The sequence below is a fragment of the Weeksella virosa DSM 16922 genome, from assembly GCF_000189415.1.
GTDB lineage: Bacteria > Bacteroidota > Bacteroidia > Flavobacteriales > Weeksellaceae > Weeksella > Weeksella virosa.
In genome coordinates, this window is sequence record NC_015144.1 from 339,609 (window position 1) to 358,246 (window position 18,638).

Here is an 18,638-nt window from a genome sequence, read left to right on the forward strand (position 1 = left end):
TTCTTAATTTCTATGCTTCAACATGCGTTATTGCATTTTCCTATATTAATTTTTTTTATCTTTTGGCAGGATGTGGTGTTTCGTTTGTTTCTAAAATATATATATCCTACCGAAAATTAGGTTACACGGCAAAACTTTCCCCGCAACCACAAGTTCTATTTGCATTAGGATTGTTGAATACAAATCCCTTTCCGTTCAATCCTCCCGAATACTCAAGTGTCATACCTACCAAGTACAGGTATGATTTTTTGTCTACTACTACGCGTACACCATTGTCCTCGAATATCTTGTCCTCGTCTTTTGTCTCTTTATCAAAAGACAAATTATACGACAGTCCAGAGCAACCACCGCTGGTAACACCTACACGTACAAAAGACTCTTGTATCGATGAACCCTCTTCTTGCAATAGGGCAATAATTTTATTTTTTGCTTCGTCGGTTATTTTGATCATTTTTTTATTTAGATTGATTTAATGCAAAGATAAGGTTTATTCATCGTTAAACCATGATTCTATTATAAATAATAACAATGCTTTAACTTATAAAATCGATTAATGGAAACCTAATTTCTCGCGTGTTCTTTGTAATACTTTTTGGGCTACTTCTTTTGCTTGTGTTGCTCCTTTTTCTAGGAGTTGATCCAAGGTTGCTTGGTCATTGATCAGTGTATGGAACTTTTCGCGTGCTTCTCCATAATTTTCAAGAATCAACTCGTACAAGGCTTGTTTTGCGTGTCCATAACCGTAACCGCCTTTCTGATAGTTTTCACGCATTTCTGCTAATTGTTGTTCGTTTGCCAATAATTTATAAATTGCAAAAACATTATCAGTATCAGGATTTTTAGGATCTTCGAGTGGTGTAGAATCGGTTTGAATTGCCATTACTTGCTTGCGAAGTTCTTTGTCTGATAAGAAAATATTGATAAAATTGTTTCTCGATTTCGACATTTTAAAACCGTCGGTTCCAGGTACAATCATGGCGTCTTCACTAATTTTTGCCTCTGGTAATACAAAGGTTTCTCCCATCTGATGATTGAAACGCGATGCGACATCTCTGGTAATCTCTAAATGCTGTAATTGATCTTTACCTACTGGCACTAAATTAGCATCATATAATAAAATATCAGCTGCCATTAGTATAGGGTACGTAAACAACCCTGCATTGACATCGGCCAAATAATCTTGTTTATCTTTAAAAGAATGTGCCAAAGTTAGTCGCTGATACGGAAAGAAGTTTAGTAAATACCAAGTAAGCTCTGTTGCTTCTGTCACATCCGATTGACGATAAAATGTTACTTTTTCTGGATCTATGCCCAAAGCCAACCAACAAGCTGCTACTTCGTAGGTGTTTTTTCTAAGCAATTCTGCATCTTTTATTTGTGTCAAAGCATGCAAATCGGCAATAAAGATAAACGAATCGTTTTCTTCTTTTTTTGTCATTTCAATTGCAGGCTGTATTGCTCCTAAAATATTTCCTAAGTGCGGGGTCCCTGTTGCTTGAACTCCTGTTAAAATTCTTGGCATTTTTCTATAGTTTATAAAGAAACAAAGTTAAGCAATCTTCCGTAGACCTAAAAAAAGCTATGCGGATTAATTACTACAGGCTACTTTATTTTTCTATACAGGCTAACTTTTCATCCTTTCCTAAATGTCTTAATTTGTGAGAACAACTAATTTTTATGAAAAAACTAAAAAAAACCTTTAATCAATACGGATATGTACTTATTTAGAATCCGAAATCAACCAGTTCAAAAACAACATTATTGTATCTAAAAAAGTAATAATACACAAAGAAGTCACTCTAACAGAAATAAAATATACGATTATTTTTCTAAGAGAAAAATGAATATACATACTTGATTTTTATGTTTTCTTGTATTTTGAAATTTATTTTTTCAATAGAAGTTGTATCTTCGTCTTCATATTGTTATGAACAAACATTTTTTTTACGGTTTAATAGGTTTAGGCTATGCTCTAATAGGAGGTTTTGTGTTGAAAACTCATTTTTTCATTATTTTCTTAGAAAAAACACAAGCCCTTTTATTAGGGTTGTTATTCATTGTGTATGGGCTTTTTAGGGTTTACCGAGCTTATCGAGCCTACCAAAAAGACATCTAATTCATGAAAAAAATCCATTATCTCTTTTTGTTTTTGGTTAGCTTCTCTTTGCTAACTCAGTGCAAAAAAGACAAATATTCCCTACCAGAAGAACATGCGAAAGAAGGAAAAAGCGGTCTAGAAAAAGCTCGACATACTTATGGTGAGATTACGTTTGTAGCCGATCCTACCTACAAGAATTTGGTAGAAGCTTGGGTAGCCACCTACACAAACGATTATCCGAAAGTGAAAATCAAGGTCGATTATCTAATAGAAGATTTAGCTATAAAAAAATTTTCTGAGGGCGAGTATCCCATTGCGATTGTAGGCAAGGAATTGAGTCAACAACAACAAAATTATTTGTACCAAAAAACAACCATCAAATATGTTCCTTCTGCCGTAGCGATGGATGCAACAGTTCTGATTACTAATATCCAAAATCCGATTGATTCGATTAGTACCAAGCAAATGAAAAAAGAATTATACGCAGATGGCACACAATATGTTTTCGATCGTGCCAATTCTTCTAATTTCAATACCATCAATGATAAGTTAGGAGTGCGTGTACCGAAAAATAAAAAGGTCAACTCGATTGAAGATTTTGATCAGATGTTGACATTTTTAGAGAAAAGTCCCAAAGCGATTGGTATTATAGGATTAAATGTTTTGAGTGATTTGGACAATAAAAAAGTACAAGAATATCTTAAAAGAGTAAAAATACTAGCTATTGTAAACGATCAGAATAAAGCAGTTCGTCCGGATTTAGAAAATCTTCGTAACGGTAGTTATCCTTTTATACGATTTGTATATATCTTAAAAAATGAAATAGGCTTTGGTATCGGTTCTGGCTTCACCCGATTTGCAGGCTCTCAACAAGGACAATTGATTGTAAAAAAAGAAGAAATGCAACCATATTTCTTATACAAAAGAGAAGTTCGGATACAATCAAATGCCTTATAAATACGAATGATTTTTAGTATAAATTTGAATCATAAAAAAAACCTTTCGATGGAATCGAAAGGTTTTTTTATTGAAAATAGAATTTTAATGTGCTTCTAAATCTGGATCTCTGTACTGACAACAACTATCGATCGAATGATAGACTTCATCATCAGCTTTCACATGTTCGGTATCGTGCCCAACTGCAGCAATTGCATGCTCTACTTTGTCCAAATCGGTGATACGTTCGTTTAGGATAAGAGACAACTCTTTGGTTGCCGGATCCCATGTTGCCATTTTTACCCCTTTCACGCCATACGCTGCTTTTTCTATTCGCTGTTTGCACATTCCGCAAACTCCTTCTACCAAAACTTCGTGTTTGGCATTTTTATTTCCTTTGTTTTGCGCTTGAACCGCGAAGAACAATCCGAAAAAAAGGAAGATTGATAATACTTTTTTCATTGTTATATAGATTACATTGTTAATTAGTCATTTTTATAAAACCTTGAATCGCAAACCTGCGTAAATCATCCTACCAAAAATCGGCGCATATACCATCGAAGAATCAAAGTCTTGACCAAATGGATTATCGCCACCGTAAATTACTCTTTTTTGTTGATAATCTGTTAAATTTTCTCCACCGACATACACTTCGAATGTTTTAGAAAACACGCGCGTAATTTGCGCATTGAGTGTCGAGTATGGATTAGAGAACGCCGCCCATTGATTATTTATTGCATTGTCTTGCGAAGAAGGCAATCGTTGTTTGCTGAACCAATTATAGGTGAGATCGAATCGCCAATGCGCGCCATTTTCTGTTTCGTGCGTGGTAAATTCGGCATTGGCAAAAAACCTGTTTTTCGCTTGCAAAGCTTGGTTCATCCTACCCGAAAGATAATCGGTTTGTATATCATAATATTTGTAGGATGTTCTCAACTGTAAATGATTAATTGGTTGAAAATTGAAATCGACTTGCATGCTGTTGGCAAAAGATTTACCGTTTAAATTATAAAAAAGAACTTGATGCGATGAATAGTCGATATCGGTCACGATTTGGTTTTCGAAAGCGGTTCGATAAAAATCAACACTCAGATCTGCATTTCGGTTGAAAAGTCGAAACTTCTGTGCGATACTTCCGCCAAAATTCCAAGCAATTTCTGGATTCAAATCCTCAAAATTACCATGTTCGGTCGCGATCATAAACGTCCGATTACTCGCCATCAAATTTTGATTTTCGGCATAAATATTAGCCAATCTTTTTCCTCTTCCTACCGAAGCTTTGATTGTGGTATCTTTCCAAGGGTTATAGCGCAAATGCAAACGCGGCGTAGCAAAAACGCCCATTCGGTTGTGGTAATCTATTCGTCCACCGGCAATTAGGCTAAAATTGGTTAAATTATCGTAATGATACTCGGCAAAAATTCCTGCAGAGTTATCGATTCGATGTTCTTTTGTAGCATCCGACAAGGCTAAATTTTCACGGTATTGATCCCAGGTGAAACTACTACCGAGCGAGAATTTGTTTTTGGTATTATTGATAATCGATTGGAAAATATAATTGGCGTAAAAACTTTTCTGATCGATATCGTACCATCTATTTCCGAAATAACTATTCTGGTCATGATCCGAATAAGCAAGTTGTAAGCCCATTGATTGAAAAGGCATTTCTGGAAAAACATAACCCACTTTTGCATTCAGATCCAATCGTTCGGTTTTGATTTGATACCCCCAAACATCTTTCTGCAAAGAACGTAAACTGGGTTTGAAATCTTTTTCTCCGCCCCATTTATCATCTTTCATATACCGCGCGGTGGCAAATCCTACCCAACCTTTTCCGGTGTTTTGGTATTGCCAACGATTCATCACGTTTATTTGTTCACCCAATGGATTGTCTAAAAAACTATCGTGATTGTGGTCATTTTTCACCAAACGAGAATTCCTATGTAAGAACAAAGAAGAACTCCATTTGTCATTGAAACGATGATTGTAATGTGCATTAGTTTCTACACGAGCGTCCGTAGATCCGTAGAGATTCAGAAAAAAAGGAATATCGTTATTGGGTTTTATCAGCTCGGTATTGATTTGTCCAGAAATACTTTCGTAGCCATTAATTACCGGTCCCATTCCTTTGGTAATGAGAATATTTTCTACCCAAGTTCCGGGAGTAAAACTCAACCCATAAGCCTGAGAAGCACCTCGTACACTCGGAATATTTTCTTCTGCAATAAGGATATAAGGAGAAGTTAACCCCAACATTTTTATTTGCTTATTTCCGGTTACCGCATCCGAAAAATTAACATCGATTGACGGATTGGTTTCGAAAGATTCGGCCAAATTACAACAAGCAGCTTTCAGCAACTCTTTTCCGGTCATTTGCATCGCATTGAAAGGCGAATTTACTTTTCGTAAACTTGGACGTCGATCGGTAATGGTGACTTCTTTGAGTTGATTGATATCGGTAGAAAGACTTTGCGACCTGAATGTTATCATGGTAGAAGAATCCGTCGGGAGTAAAAACAATTGTTCTTCGTTCTCGTAAAAAACACCTATTTTTTTCCCGACTTCTTTCGTAATAGAAAAATTCCCTTCCTCATCGGTTATAGTGCTTTGGGTACTTCCTTCCCAAAAAACCTCGGCTCCAACTAGTGGTTGATTGTGTTCATCAACAATTTTACCTGTATATTTTTCTTGCGCATACAGATTATATCCCACCAATAGAAAAAGTGGGTATATATATTTTTTCATTTTTTAGAATTTTGATTTAATTAATCGATTTAGCGACAATTGCTACTTACAAAGAAACTGACTATCAAACAATTAATGAAAATCAAGCGTAAAAAATAAATTGATGATGGCTAAGATAGATCGGCGGTAAATTTGGATATGTTTTTTGTGTTTCTGGAACAAAGAAAGCATAAAACTCTATAAACTCATACCACCATAAATTGTGTGTTCTATTTGATAAAAAGGTAGAGAAAAAAGAAACTTTTAGAATATCAACCAATTGCTTATCGATCATTTTTTGTTGCAAAGCCACTTCTGTACAGCAGGCTTCATCCTCATCATCCGGGTTTGGGCAACAACTATTGGCTACCTCTTCTTGCTGACAATGATGATTATTGAGATGATTGATTGAAATACTTTCGGCAACTCCGTGACAAAGATGCATAGACAATACAATACCGATATTGGATAAAAACATCAATACCGATAACAAAATCACTATATATCTTTTACTTATCACGTTACAAAGGTAAAAAAAAATTAACACATCATAAAAAAATGATCTATTATAACATGTTAATTTTCTAGGATTAAGCTTCTGTAAAATTTACTTCGTAGGTAATTTCTACTCCACCTGCAGCCAACATATCGTGTACGCTGCAGTATTTTTTTACAGCCAATTGGGCAGCTTTTCTTGCACGTTCTTCATCAATATTTTTTCCTGTAAGATGAAAAACAATATGGATATTGGTAAAAAATTGAGGAATTTCTTCGCGTCTTTTCCCCTCAACTTCTACTTGTATGTCGGTAATTTCTTGTCGTTGTTTTTTTAATATTTCGCCTAAATCGAAAACACTACAACTCCCCAAAGCGATAAGAACCAACTCCATCGGACGCACTCCTTTTCCTTCACCACCAATATTTTCTGGACCATCGATATGGACTTTCACATCCGATGATTTTGCAGTGGCTTCGAAATGATATGCTTGGTTTACTCTTGTTAATTGAACCTTCATGAATATGAATTTATAGTATAAAAATATCTTTATAAAGATACAACTATTTCTAATTTTCTACGCAAAACGAATGAATAATCCTACTAAAAATACTGCAAAATAACAAGAGCTTTCGGCCTAAAAACTGTATCTTTAGAAGACATAATAATATTTTTTATCATGAAGAAATTTACTTTAAATAATGGTGTAGAAATTCCATCCATTGGTTACGGAACTTGGCAAATAGAAGAAGGTGAAAAAGCATATCATTCTGTTATTACTGCCCTAGAAGCAGGTTACCGGCATATAGATACGGCAGCTGTGTATGGAAACGAAAAAAGTATTGGCCGTGCTTTGCAAGATTTCGGATTGCCGAGAAAAGAAATATTCTTGACAACAAAACTTTGGAATACGGATCGTTCTCCTGAAAAAGTGAAACAAGCATTACACGATTCGATGGAAAAATTACAAGTCGATTATCTCGATTTATACCTTATTCATTGGCCAGCTAATGCGAAACAACACCCGAGTGACTGGGCAAAAATAAATTCGGAAACATGGAAAGAACTCTGCAAAGCGTACGAAAACAAAACTTTGCGTGCGATAGGTGTTAGCAACTTCATGATTGAACACTTAGAGACTTTGCTCGCTTCTACTGAAGTGAAGCCTTCTGTGAACCAAATCGAGTTTCATCCAGGATGGTTGCAACCGAAAGTTGTTGATTTTTGTAAGAAAAACGATATTGCACTACAGGCATGGAGTCCGCTAGGAAGTGGTCGAGTTTTGGATCATCCAGTTTTACGAGATTTGGCCGAAAGATACGATGTGAATGTTGGGCAATTGTGTGTAAAATTTGTTTTGCAAAGCGGCATCATCTGTTTACCAAAATCAGAAACACCTCAGAATATCAAACTAAATATTAACGTAGATAATTTTGAGTTGAGTGCGAAGGATTTCGAGCTTATCAAACAATTGCCGGAGATTGGTTTTTCTGGTTTGGATCCTCATACCGTGGATTTCTAAACTTACACAACCTAGCATAAACAAAAAAGCACTGTGCAAAAAACAGTGCTTTTTTTGTGACCTCGGAGGGATTCTAACCCCCAACCGCTGGAGCCGAAATCCAGTGCTCTATACAGTTGAGCTACGAGGCCGTTTGGTTTGCAAAGATAGAATATCTTCTACGGATTCTCCAAATGATAACGCTGATTTATTTTTTCACTTAATGGAAAAAATCAAAATCTAATTACCCCCTTAACCGAAACAATTACATTTGATAGATAAAAACAAAATCTTCTTTGCTTATTTTATCGGTAGGATGAGCCGCATTATATTCTTTGAATTTTTTATTGAAATCTTTCTCTAATTCTTTTTTTGCTTTTTCCATCACCTCATCGTAGAGATTATCATTAAACTTCGATTTCATCAATTGGTCCATGGTTTTTATGTACCCTTCTTTATAACTAGTCATCATATCATCACCAAAGAGCATCGTGATATTGTATTCTTTCTCGAGAATTCTTTTTGCCCAATTCATCTGGTGATTGATCATAGGCTCACGCATCATTCCCATATAAATTTTCACGTAATTACCTTTGGCGTAATCGCTTTTGGCATCAGCAATTCCATCAGCTTCGGTTCCTTCTACATTGGTCGGATTATAAACCAGTTCTTGAGCAGGATGTTTTTCTTTCATTATTTTTGCGTTATTGCATGCTTGTAAGCTAAAAAATACAATAAGTGGTAGAATAAATAGTTTTTTCATATCTAAAATAGTTTATAGGTTATTCCCCAAAAAACGGGGAGATTCATAGTTGTCGTATTTCGTCCGTAACCAGGAATGATTTTCGGCTCGAACCCATTGTCTCTTTTCGCACCAATATAAAAAGCAGGATGCAATGAAAAATCTATACACAAATTCTTTACCAAATCTAATCGAGCGCCAACAACAATTTCTGTCCAATAGGCATCTACTTTTTTTTGGGGTAAAGAACCAACGTCGACTACATTGCCTGTTGTCACATCTCGGATTGGGTATTTATGGAAGGTTTGGTTGTAATTAGCATAAGCAAAACGAAGTCCGGCATAGAAGCCGTTGTTTATATTTTGTTTATCTTCTGATAAAAACCAATTGAAGCCAATTTTCCCGAAAGTGCCATCCACCTCCGATTGCCAACCATTTTCATCGTACTTATTTTTCCCATAGCCAGCTTCTGCAACCACGTGCCATGCATTGTGAAGTCTATATTGTATCATTGCCTGGAACTCTTTCCGGTCAGAAAACAAACTCAACGAAGGCAGAAAGACATCTACTCCCACAAAGACATCGCCTTTGGCGGCCTTCTTCTTGAGCGATGTACTTTCGGTGTTTTCGTTTACTAGACTATCTTTTTTTTCTTCAGGGTTTTGGGCATTCAGCACAGTGGTAATCAGACTGACGCTTAAAAACAGAAGTTTTAATTTGCAAATTGATTGTTGTGTCATCGGTAATATTTGTTGTAGTCGGCTGCAATTCTTTCATCCAATAATTGCTAGTCGAACCTTGGTATTCTACATTATCGAAAATTACTTTTGCTCCGCAAGAGGAGTTCTCAAACGCTTGGCCAATATCGTAACGGAAAATCAGCGTATCGCGAGTTGTTCTATTCATCCCCAAAATACTATCTTTTCCTTCTTTATCTTGCAAACGATTTCCATCGGCATCTCGGGCATAAACCAAATAATCTGAACGTCGATAGATCACCATTTTTATTTCTTTGGTATCGGTTTGATGAAAACTGAGGGGTAAATTCTTACCATATACTTTCTTGTAACTAGGATACACAAAGGTATCTTCACCATTTTCTGTTTTCCCTAAATATTGATTATAGTATAAAGTATCAGTGAAAATTTCTTCTGGTTGTTCGATATTGAGCAGTTCTATATTCAACATCGGCACAGAAGACGGTGTACAAATATCTTGATCTAGACAGCTACTAGCCCAAAAAAGAATGGTTATTATCACAGGTAAGACAACTTTTCTCATACTTTTTTGGTTTAAATTCTTTCTAAAAGTACAATATTTTCTACATGATGTGTCTGTGGGAACATATCAACTGGCTGAACTTTAATAATTTTATATTGTTCTTTCATCAATTCTAGATCCCTTGCTTGTGTTGCCGAATTACAAGAAACGTACACTATTTTTTTCGGATTCATCAAGAGTATATTTTCTACAACTTTTTTGTGCATTCCATCACGAGGCGGATCGGTAATCAACACATCGGGAATCCCATGTTGTTGAATAAAATCTTCATTCAAAACATCCTTCATATCGCCACAGAAAAACTCACAATTGGTTATTTTGTTCAATTCTGCAGCAGCTTTTGCGGCGTATATAGCTTCTGCTACTGATTCTACCCCTACTACTTTTCTTGCTTTTTTCGAAACAAATTGAGCAATTGTTCCTGTCCCTGTATATAAATCATATACCAATTCTTTTCCAGTGAGACCAGCAAAATCACGAGTCAATTTATACAACTCATATGCTTGTTGCGGATTGGTTTGGTAGAATGATTTTGGCCCGATTTTGAAGTGCAGATCTTCCATTTGTTCTACGATATGATCTTCACCCGCAAAAACATGAATATCTAGATCGTATACCGAATCGTTTTGTTTCGGATTGATAGCATAGAGCAAAGATGTAATTTCTGGAAACTTGTCGTGTAGATTTTGCAAAAACGCCTCTCTATTTTCTTTCTCCTCTCTGAAGAATTGTACCAATACCATCACTTGCCCGTTCTGTGAGGTACGAATCATCAAGGTTCTTAGGAAGCCTTCTTGTTTATACAAATCGAAAAAGTCGAGTTTATTTTCAATAGCAAATCTCTTGGCTTCTATCCGTATCGCATTCGAGGGGTCTCGCTGTAAATGGCAGCGGTGAATATCGAGAACTTTCGACCATTGACCAGGAATATGAAAACCTAATGCATTTCTATCATTGAACTCATCGGTAGAGTTTATCTCTTCTAAAGTTAACCATCTTGCATTAGAAAAGGTAAATTCTAGTTTATTTCGATACCAATAAGCTTGTTCGCTACCAAGAATGGGTAACAATTCGGCAGATAAATTTGCAAAACCTCCTATACGGATGAGGTTATTCAACACTTCTTCTTGCTTGTAACGCAATTGTGCATCATAGTGCATATCTTGCCACTTGCATCCTCCACATGTACCAAAATGTTCGCACGCAGGCTCTACTCTATCAGCAGATTTTTTATGATAGGCTATGGCTTTCCCTTCTATATAACTTTTTCTTTTTTTGGTTACTTGCACGTCTACCACATCGCCTGGTATTGCATCTTTGATCAGAACGGTTTTTCCGTCTGCTAATTTCCCTATTGAAACTCCTTTAGCACCGGCACGCAAAACGTCTATCTGGTTCAGGATTATTGTTTGTCTCTTTTTTGCCATTGTGCAAAGATAAAGTTTTATGTGGTATGTATAGATTATTTACAAAATGTTCTGTCGAGTTCTTTTTTATCCGAAAGAAAAAAAACGAACCATAAGCATATGATTCGTTTCTTATACATTTAGTCCAGCATCATAAAGAATAGTTGACAAAAAAACCTACTCGATGCTTCGCTTCTACTTCTTTAGAATTTAGATTAGATGAAAGAACCTGATAAAACTCCACACCTAGATTTATTCTTTGGTAGGATGCTTCGACGGCGTATTTCATCAATTGCAAATCGCCTTTTGTTTTAGGTAATTTTTCACCAAATTGTCTATTTGCCTCATACAATTCGTTCTGAAAGCCAATTTTTGCATTGATTCCACCTGTTTCTGTAGGGAAAAAACGTTGAATTTGTACCAATTGGTTCCATTGATTTCCGAAACGATATTTTTTCTTGTTCGAAGATTTTATAGTGTAATCGGTTATCAGTTGCATAGCATTTTTTTCGTATTGAAGATGGTAATGCATTGCCAATTGGGTATCCCAACTTCCGGTTCCTAATTGGAAACTCGGGTTGGTCGTTTCAGCAGATTGTTCATCGAATTTTGCAATGGGAATTTTCAAACCACTGGCCAAAGAAATTCTATGTTGAACTTTGGTTTCTTCATCGATTTTTGGTTTCAGAACATGCACGATTCCTGTAACATTCATATCACCAAAACCACTTATTTTATCGTTATTTTTCCCTTTTTTTTCATGAAAATGATACGGAAGTGCTGCAGCAACTTCTATCCGATCAGATATTGGATAACGCATCCAAAGCAATGTAGTCTGGAAATTTTGTTTCTGTGAGAGTTCTTTACTAAAAGCATCTTCTTGTGCACGATAATGTTGATACAAATAACGTACACCTATGAATTTATTCGTCATTAGTGATTCTATTCCATTACTCATGGCAGATGTAGTGCAACCACATGCATCGCAATCTTCTTCGGGTGGAGAAAAGTTTTCAACAGAAGAACGTTCCAAATGATTTGCCCAGCTTACTGAACTACTTAAAAAAAGAATAAAAAAAATATTTTTGATCTGAATTCTTGTCATGATAAAAAATTAGAATTCTGCATACGCAGGATTGTTAATAAAATCGAAATCGGTCAGTGTTTTTAGAAATGCAATTATGGCTGTTTTTTCTTCGGTCGTCATCGGGATTCCTGGACGAGAACCCTGTAGAAAAACAGAATCTAAGTTTTTGGTATTTCGTATCCCATTGCTGTAATGGTTGAGAACTGCCTCTAAACTGTAAAAGCGTCCATCGTGCATATAGGGTGCAGTAAGCTCTATATTTCGCAAACTTGGTACACGAAACTTCATCCAGTCTGCCGAATCTAAAGTTACCCGAAATCTGCCTGCATCCTGGTATTGAGGATCATAATACAAGCCCGTATTCCTGAAACTTTGATCGGTTTGGAGGGCTCCAGAATGGCAAGTGCTGCATTTTGCTTGGAACAAATTTAGTCCTTTTTGCTCTTCAGCTGTCAAAGCAATTTTATTTTGCAGATATTGATCGTACTTAGAATTAGCAGAAATTACACTTCCCATAAACTGATCCAAAGCTAAAAGAATGCGGTGTCCATTGATTTCTTCATCACCAAAAACAACACGAAAATATTTTCGATAAAGAGCATCGTTTTTCAACTTTTCTACTACGTCTTCCATCGAGCTATCCATTTCTTCGTACGTTGTAATAGGAATTAGTGGTTGCATACTAAGGTCATGTAGTACACCATCCCAATTGAAGTGTTTGGTAAAAGCAAGGTTCTGTATTGGAGGTGTGTTGCGAATCCCTAAACGTCCATCAATCCCATGACTTACGTTATGCCCATGATGAGTAAATGCATTTTCTTGGATATGGCAAAAACCACATGAAATAGTATTATTCCTAGATAAACGACCGTCATAAAATAACTTACGCCCCAATTCTACTCCTTGTTTTGTTAAGGAATTTTGGGTAGAAGAATTTGCTATATCTGGAAAATAATCCGGATATAGCAAAGTATAATCTTCATTAATTAAAGGTTCTCCGTAATCGATATCATCCGAGTTGCAACTCGAAATGAACATCATTACGAAAAAATAAAAAATAATTTTCTTCATTTTTTAGTTTTGTGGTGCTTCATTATTATGCACATGATCTACACGAAACATTTTCGATAAGTTATTGGTAACATCTACCATATACGGTGAAGACCCCATGGCATTATCATTGCTTTTATCGAGCAATAGTTTTTTCTCACCGCTCAGATAATGATTAAGATTTGCCATGATATGTATAGAGGGTTTTATTTTAGAGCTTACACGCGCACTTGTAGGCAAATTAAGTTCTACAACTCGGTATAAGTCTGCCGTCCCGTTCGCGACTACATTCCCCATATTTCCTGTATGATTTTTGTATGGTGTAACGGCATCTTCTTGCCCATACTTTCCTTCTAATTTTGCAAAAATATAGCCCGACGCCCACGCCCAAGTCATTCCTTGCTGCTTGGCTTCGTTCCAGAATTTCGCTTGTCCATCGTGCCCCATTAGATAAGCGGACTGATTGATTCCTAAACCAAACCTCAACTTGGTGTATTTGCGTTGTGGAATATCTTTCAGCTGTACATATACAATATTGGCCTTTGCGTTTTCTTGATTAATCACAAAAGCTCCTTTGTCTGGATTGTTATAATGGTAAGAAAAAACTTGTCCATTTTCGTCAATCAATTCTACATTACTAATGATATATTTTAGAGTAGAAAAATTGAAGTATTGTCCTAAATCTGATCGTTGTATTGTGGCATTGAGGACAATTCCGCCAACGCCTTCGAATCCATTTTCGAATTTCAGTTCTAGTTGACCATTTTTTGATTCGTCAATCGTTGCAAAATCATCATCAGATTTACATGCTGTAAAAAAACTTAAGAATAACAGGCTCAATCCTGCTGATAGAGTTAATTTATAATATTTTTTCATGATTATTTTTTTTGATTTTAGAGCATAACTATTGCGTACATTTCCTTTTATCGAAAAAAACGTAGTATTTTACTCTACCTTTTTGGTTAATAAATTACCTAAGGTTGTTCATTTAATAATTTGCGAATGTCTTCGATTAAGAGTTCCACTTCTGGATGATACGTACCTTGCAAAGAAGGGTTTTTCCCTTCGGGATCGGTATAGTCGAGTCCAGAATAGTACAACATCGGGATACCGTTTAATGCGTATCGACTTCGTATTTTCCCAGTTTGGTCTACCAATGCAAACTTTCCGCTATGATTCAATCCTTCTGCTGTAGATTCATCTTCCCCAACATAGATATTGAATTGCTTACTGAGTGCGAGTATATCCTCACGATTCCCAGTCAAGAAATGCCAGTTGGGCGATTTAACTCCCAATTTTTCGGCGTGTTTGGCCAAACGTTCAGGAGTGTCTCTTTTTGGGTCGATAGTGATCGAAATTATCCCAAAATTTGGATCGTTTATTTGATCTTCTACCATTCTCAGATTCTTATTCATCACTGGACAAATCGTCGGACAACTTGTAAAGAAAAATTCTACAACATAGACTTTTCCTTTCATTTTTTCGGCCGTTATCGTTTGATTTTGCTGATTGGTCAAAGAAAAAGCAGGAACATTCATCACGGTAAAAAGCTCATCTTTCTTGCTTGATTTGTACCAAACTACAGCGATTGCAAAAATTGCAAACACACCGATGAAACTCAAAATTCGTTTATTCATGTATGTATTTTGTAGGTTCTTCTAAAAACTTTTCCTTACACATAGCCGAGCAAAATCCATAGACCTTGCCTTCATAATGTGCTGTATCGGTAAGATGTTCAGAAGTTTTCATTCCACATACAGGATCTATTTCGTTATCCACTGCAACATCAATACGTTGGCTAGCAGGCATCTCATGAGCAACTTTCACTTCGGGCTCAGTTTTTTTTTGGCACGAAACCAACATAAAAACACAGATTACATTTAGGGTAATTATTTTTTTCATCATTTGATTTTTTACATCATCTTTATTGCTAAAAACAGCAAAGAAGAGATTTTAAGTTTACATCTATATTAGGATTCATGAAACTTTCACAGGAAATTTTTCCTATAAAAAAACTCATGATAATAAACGAAGAAAATCAAACGATAATTGGTGGTTGCCACACTTGACGTACGTGTGAATCTGAATAATGAATAATTGTATAAAAAAATATTTTTCTATTCTGGGTGATAGGTAGGATGATGATTTCCTTTTTCTCAACCATCAATACAAAACCATCTGCACTATTGAGTTTCGGGTTTACTTTTTTGTTGTTCTCTTTATCGGTAGCAAAACTTTCTTCTAACTTCTCTGACAAGTAACATTTCCCATTACACATCAGTTCTGGACGTTCTGTATTGATACAATATTCCCTGACAATTTTATCATACTGCAATACGTATTCTATCATAGGCAAAATCGGTCGAAATGCCATGGTTAGGATAAATGCTATGTAGAATAAACTTTTCAGACTAGAAATATTTTATAGCGAATTTAAGAGAGATAATTCATTCTTCATATGATTTTACTCAGAATTTTTATCTATATTGGATACTACTAGCAAAAGACAGGATGGCAGAATTTAATTTAAAAGATTTAGAAAACATTGCGAATAAGCAATTCATTATTGATTATCTGGTTGATCATAAAATAATTAAGGAACAAAATTTTCTGGATCAATTGGCTTATGAAAAAAAATTAGAGCATTTACAAAAAAGGTTAAACCGTTTACAAAACAAGATAATCACAGAGAACAAGCGTGTTTTGGTTATTTTCGAGGGGCGTGATGCCGCTGGAAAAGGAGGAACGATTTCTAGAATCATTCAATACCTTAACCCCAAAAAACTACGCGTTGTGAGTTTACCAAAACCCACCGACGAAGAAAGCACACAGTGGTATTTTCAGCGCTATATCAAAGAATTACCCAATGCTGGAGAGATGGTTTTTTTCGATCGTTCTTGGTATAATCGTTCTGTCGTAGAGCCCGTTTTTGGTTTTTGTACTCAACAGCAACATGCGCAATTTGAAGAAGATGTGAATAAAGTAGAAGAATTGTTGCAACGAGATGGCATACATATCATCAAGATATTTTTGTCGATTAGCAAAGAAGAGCAAGCAAAACGTTTAAAGGAACGAAAAACCGATCCTTTGAAACAATGGAAATTAGGAACCTTGGATAAAAAAGCACAAGAACTGTGGGATACATACACATATTACATCGATAAAATGCTCAAAAACACGCACAAAAGTGTTCCCTGGGTGGTCATCAAAACTGATGATAAATATACAGCAAGACTGACAGCAATTTCTTACTTGGTTAATGAATTATGCACTGAAAATAAAGAAAAATACGATGAAAGTTTAGTGACAGTTTATAAATGAAAAGGTATGAGTTTTTTATGATTCTGAGAAGATATCCTTCTCTTTTCGAGGCTGAATTAGCTAAAAGTATATTAGAATCCTACAATATCTATGCAGAAGTGCTGGATAAGAATCTTGCTTTTTCACTCTATGGTGCTACCATATCACAGTGTTGTGTGAAACCATTGTGACACACGCTCGTGTGAAATTTCAACGTTCAGCCAACGATTGGTAAAGCTAAAGTAATATCGTATAAACAAAGAGAAATTCAACTCGGACAACTCAAATAGGGAAAGACAATAAGAATCGTTTAGAAATATTTCGCTTTAATGCAGGAAAACAACGCCTTGTTTTTCCGCCAAATCATCCATACAACAAAGTCAAGGATGCAGATAAAGTGAAAAAAGAAGTTAAAAAATCTAAGAAAATTGAAAATAAGTTTGTTCCAAAAATAATTAATAAATACGAGGAAAAAATTGGTGTAAAAATTAATCGTGAGTTCTTTTCTAACTTAGAAGAAGAAACACCATTACATTTTGTTAATCCAAAAGGTTCTGGTGTAAAAAGCTCAGGCGCATATTTTCATCCAACACAAAATTTTGTGAAAATTCCAATAGATGATCGAAGAAAAAATTCGCCTTGGTATGGTGAAGCTATTTTTTACCATGAATATGGACATGCAATAGATTGGCAAAAAGGATTGAAAAAGCTTGATAGTTTAACTAAATTAATGGATAAACATCGAGATGTTATCAAAAAAGATATTGAAAAATATAAAAAATTAGATCAAAAAATTCATGAATTAGGTTTTAGAGCCTATAAAAATAATAATCATGATTTAATGGAAATGGTTGGTGCTGTTAGAGATACATTGAAGTCAATAGATATTAGGATTGGTTCTGGTCATCCAGATAATTACTTTAAAAAGAAAGGTAATTCAGAAGCTGAATTTATAGCACATGCATTTGAAAACAAATTTAAAGGGAATGTAGTATTTAAAAAATACTTACCTGAAATGTATGAAGATATGATAAAATGGTTAGATAATTCGTTGTAATTATACCAACTTAATATTATCAATTGTAATTTCATCAACCATTTCATCGATGAGCTGAATTTTTTTATTTTCTTTTTCAGCCTGTTCAAGAAGTTTTTCAAATGGTTTACCAATACTAATCATACAAGAATACACAAGACTTGCATAAGCATCTTGTTCTGATCCTGAATAATCTCTTTGGTTAATATATTTTTCTAAAACTGTTGACATAATCACAAATTTACAAAATAATTCAATATGAAACCGATAATCGAATATTTTCAACAAATATTACAAGATTTACAGATTGGGCTTTGGATAAATGACTTCTATGCCCATTTTTTTCATCAATCGACGAATCCGTTTATAATTGACCTGATAGCCGACTTCCTCCAGTTCATTCTTGATCCGAAGCACACCAAAGCTGGGATATTTCATGTTAATCCGGTCTATTTCCTTCATAATATCCAGATTCAAATCCGTTTCTGCGTTCGGTTTAAAGTAAAGACCACTACGGTTTATTTCAAGTAGTTTACATTGCTTGCGAATACTCAATGGATGCTTTTTGTTCACCATTTTCAGTCGCTGTTTCACGGTTTGATCTTCAGATAACTTTTTTTTAAAAAGTCATTTTCCATTTCCAGCTGACCAATCTTCTGATAGAGTTTATCAACCTGATTATCAGTATCCTCTTTTTTGTTTTTAGAAGCAAATGCGTTTTCTGCATTATCCAGAAACTCTCGTTTCCAGATGCTGATCTGATTGGGGTGAATCTCAAAACGCTTGGCCAGTTCGCTGAGAGTTTCTCTCTCCCTTGAAGCTTCAATGGCAACTTTGGTCTTGAAGGCAATGTAAATTTTCTTCTGCTTTTTTTCATCATTATACGAGTTAAAATTAATCATTATTTTCAACTTAACCCGTGGTCCGAATTTTGGGGAGTATTATAATATTTTCTTTTGATCAGATAAATTTCGTTTTATA

The 18,638-nt window shown here is 35.3% G+C and carries 25 protein-coding genes and 1 tRNA gene; 6 read left to right on the top strand and 20 right to left on the bottom strand.

Translation table 11 applies throughout. From position 1 onward, the window contains the following. Positions 1-121: 121 nt before the first annotated feature. Both WEEVI_RS01770 and trpS read right to left on the bottom strand, forming a co-directional pair. A complete protein-coding gene (locus WEEVI_RS01770; protein WP_013597463.1) occupies positions 122-451 on the bottom strand; it encodes a HesB/IscA family protein in 330 nt (109 codons plus the stop codon). Between the two features lie 99 nt (positions 452-550). Beyond that, positions 551-1,522 carry a tryptophan--tRNA ligase gene (gene trpS, locus WEEVI_RS01775; protein WP_013597464.1) on the bottom strand — a complete coding sequence of 324 codons (972 nt, stop codon included), beginning with the start codon at positions 1,520-1,522 and terminating at the stop codon, positions 551-553. A gap of 405 nt (positions 1,523-1,927) precedes the next feature. On the opposite strand from trpS, the gene WEEVI_RS01780 reads away from it, so the two are divergent. After that, positions 1,928-2,116, top strand: coding sequence for a hypothetical protein (locus tag WEEVI_RS01780; RefSeq protein WP_041942034.1), 189 nt, complete (start codon positions 1,928-1,930; stop codon positions 2,114-2,116). Between the two features lie 3 nt (positions 2,117-2,119). Then, positions 2,120-3,055, top strand: a complete 936-nt coding sequence (locus tag WEEVI_RS01785) for a PstS family phosphate ABC transporter substrate-binding protein (RefSeq protein ID WP_013597466.1) — start codon at positions 2,120-2,122, stop codon at positions 3,053-3,055. An 84-nt stretch (positions 3,056-3,139) separates the two neighbouring features. On the opposite strand, the gene WEEVI_RS01790 is transcribed toward WEEVI_RS01785, so the two are convergent. The 4 genes from WEEVI_RS01790 to WEEVI_RS01805 all read right to left on the bottom strand — a co-directional run bounded on the left by WEEVI_RS01790 (position 3,140) and on the right by WEEVI_RS01805 (position 6,774). Continuing rightward, positions 3,140-3,496, bottom strand: a complete 357-nt coding sequence (locus WEEVI_RS01790) for a heavy-metal-associated domain-containing protein (protein WP_013597467.1) — start codon at positions 3,494-3,496, stop codon at positions 3,140-3,142. A 33-nt stretch (positions 3,497-3,529) separates the two neighbouring features. Further along, the gene (locus tag WEEVI_RS01795) at positions 3,530-5,779 is read right to left on the bottom strand and encodes a TonB-dependent receptor (RefSeq protein WP_013597468.1); all 2,250 of its coding nucleotides are present in this window, start codon (positions 5,777-5,779) and stop codon (positions 3,530-3,532) included. An 82-nt stretch (positions 5,780-5,861) separates the two neighbouring features. Beyond that, a complete protein-coding gene (locus WEEVI_RS01800; protein WP_013597469.1) occupies positions 5,862-6,257 on the bottom strand; it encodes an HYC_CC_PP family protein in 396 nt (131 codons plus the stop codon). 91 nt (positions 6,258-6,348) lie between these two features. Beyond that, on the bottom strand, positions 6,349-6,774 hold the full coding sequence (locus WEEVI_RS01805; protein ID WP_013597470.1) for an OsmC family protein: 426 nt from the start codon (positions 6,772-6,774) through the stop codon (positions 6,349-6,351). Positions 6,775-6,933: 159 nt separating this feature from the next. Between WEEVI_RS01805 and WEEVI_RS01810 the strand changes: the two genes are divergently transcribed. Then, positions 6,934-7,776 (top strand): aldo/keto reductase, encoded by an 843-nt coding sequence (locus tag WEEVI_RS01810; RefSeq protein ID WP_013597471.1) that lies wholly within the window; start codon positions 6,934-6,936, stop codon positions 7,774-7,776. A 57-nt stretch (positions 7,777-7,833) separates the two neighbouring features. Here the strand turns inward: WEEVI_RS01810 and WEEVI_RS01815 are convergent. From WEEVI_RS01815 to WEEVI_RS01865, 11 genes are all read right to left on the bottom strand, one after another. After that, positions 7,834-7,907: transfer RNA gene (locus WEEVI_RS01815), tRNA-Arg, on the bottom strand. A 113-nt stretch (positions 7,908-8,020) separates the two neighbouring features. Beyond that, positions 8,021-8,518: a hypothetical protein gene (locus tag WEEVI_RS01820; protein WP_013597472.1), complete on the bottom strand. Its 498-nt coding sequence runs from the start codon at positions 8,516-8,518 to the stop codon at positions 8,021-8,023. A 2-nt stretch (positions 8,519-8,520) separates the two neighbouring features. Next, complete coding sequence (locus WEEVI_RS01825; RefSeq protein WP_126414782.1) at positions 8,521-9,237, bottom strand: DUF6048 family protein; 717 nt, start codon at positions 9,235-9,237, stop codon at positions 8,521-8,523. Next, positions 9,152-9,778 (bottom strand): DUF6452 family protein, encoded by a 627-nt coding sequence (locus WEEVI_RS01830; protein WP_013597474.1) that lies wholly within the window; start codon positions 9,776-9,778, stop codon positions 9,152-9,154. The genes WEEVI_RS01825 and WEEVI_RS01830 overlap by 86 nt, the downstream gene beginning before the upstream one ends. 11 nt (positions 9,779-9,789) lie before the next feature. After that, positions 9,790-11,205, bottom strand: a complete 1,416-nt coding sequence (gene rlmD, locus WEEVI_RS01835; protein ID WP_013597475.1) for a 23S rRNA (uracil(1939)-C(5))-methyltransferase RlmD — start codon at positions 11,203-11,205, stop codon at positions 9,790-9,792. 130 nt (positions 11,206-11,335) lie between these two features. Continuing rightward, a complete protein-coding gene (locus WEEVI_RS01840; protein ID WP_013597476.1) occupies positions 11,336-12,289 on the bottom strand; it encodes a hypothetical protein in 954 nt (317 codons plus the stop codon). A gap of 9 nt (positions 12,290-12,298) precedes the next feature. Beyond that, positions 12,299-13,342 carry a cytochrome-c peroxidase gene (locus WEEVI_RS01845; RefSeq protein WP_013597477.1) on the bottom strand — a complete coding sequence of 348 codons (1,044 nt, stop codon included), beginning with the start codon at positions 13,340-13,342 and terminating at the stop codon, positions 12,299-12,301. Positions 13,343-13,345: 3 nt separating this feature from the next. Continuing rightward, entirely contained in the window at positions 13,346-14,197 is an 852-nt protein-coding gene (locus WEEVI_RS01850; protein WP_013597478.1) for an MbnP family protein, read from the bottom strand. A 98-nt stretch (positions 14,198-14,295) separates the two neighbouring features. Further along, positions 14,296-14,958 carry an SCO family protein gene (locus tag WEEVI_RS01855; RefSeq protein ID WP_013597479.1) on the bottom strand — a complete coding sequence of 221 codons (663 nt, stop codon included), beginning with the start codon at positions 14,956-14,958 and terminating at the stop codon, positions 14,296-14,298. Next, complete coding sequence (locus WEEVI_RS01860; RefSeq protein WP_041942222.1) at positions 14,951-15,223, bottom strand: YHS domain-containing protein; 273 nt, start codon at positions 15,221-15,223, stop codon at positions 14,951-14,953. Before WEEVI_RS01860 ends, WEEVI_RS01855 begins: the two co-directional genes overlap by 8 nt. A gap of 136 nt (positions 15,224-15,359) precedes the next feature. Further along, positions 15,360-15,695 carry a hypothetical protein gene (locus WEEVI_RS01865; RefSeq protein WP_013597481.1) on the bottom strand — a complete coding sequence of 112 codons (336 nt, stop codon included), beginning with the start codon at positions 15,693-15,695 and terminating at the stop codon, positions 15,360-15,362. 137 nt (positions 15,696-15,832) lie between these two features. Between WEEVI_RS01865 and ppk2 the strand changes: the two genes are divergently transcribed. The 3 genes from ppk2 (at position 15,833) to WEEVI_RS01875 (ending at position 17,678) form a co-directional block, all read left to right on the top strand. Then, on the top strand, positions 15,833-16,642 hold the full coding sequence (gene ppk2, locus WEEVI_RS01870; RefSeq protein ID WP_013597482.1) for a polyphosphate kinase 2: 810 nt from the start codon (positions 15,833-15,835) through the stop codon (positions 16,640-16,642). A 17-nt stretch (positions 16,643-16,659) separates the two neighbouring features. Then, the gene (locus WEEVI_RS11310) at positions 16,660-16,812 is read left to right on the top strand and encodes a hypothetical protein (RefSeq protein WP_169308961.1); all 153 of its coding nucleotides are present in this window, start codon (positions 16,660-16,662) and stop codon (positions 16,810-16,812) included. A 206-nt stretch (positions 16,813-17,018) separates the two neighbouring features. After that, a complete protein-coding gene (locus tag WEEVI_RS01875; RefSeq protein ID WP_013597484.1) occupies positions 17,019-17,678 on the top strand; it encodes a hypothetical protein in 660 nt (219 codons plus the stop codon). Here WEEVI_RS01875 and WEEVI_RS01880 read toward each other — a convergent pair whose 3' ends face one another. The 3 genes from WEEVI_RS01880 to WEEVI_RS01890 form a co-directional block, all read right to left on the bottom strand. Beyond that, a complete protein-coding gene (locus WEEVI_RS01880; RefSeq protein ID WP_013597485.1) occupies positions 17,679-17,888 on the bottom strand; it encodes a hypothetical protein in 210 nt (69 codons plus the stop codon). It abuts the gene before it with no gap. 69 nt (positions 17,889-17,957) lie between these two features. Continuing rightward, complete coding sequence (locus tag WEEVI_RS11565; protein WP_126414773.1) at positions 17,958-18,233, bottom strand: IS3 family transposase; 276 nt, start codon at positions 18,231-18,233, stop codon at positions 17,958-17,960. A 14-nt stretch (positions 18,234-18,247) separates the two neighbouring features. Next, complete coding sequence (locus WEEVI_RS01890) at positions 18,248-18,559, bottom strand: transposase (RefSeq protein ID WP_013597486.1); 312 nt, start codon at positions 18,557-18,559, stop codon at positions 18,248-18,250. Between the last annotated feature and the right edge of the window lie 79 nt (positions 18,560-18,638).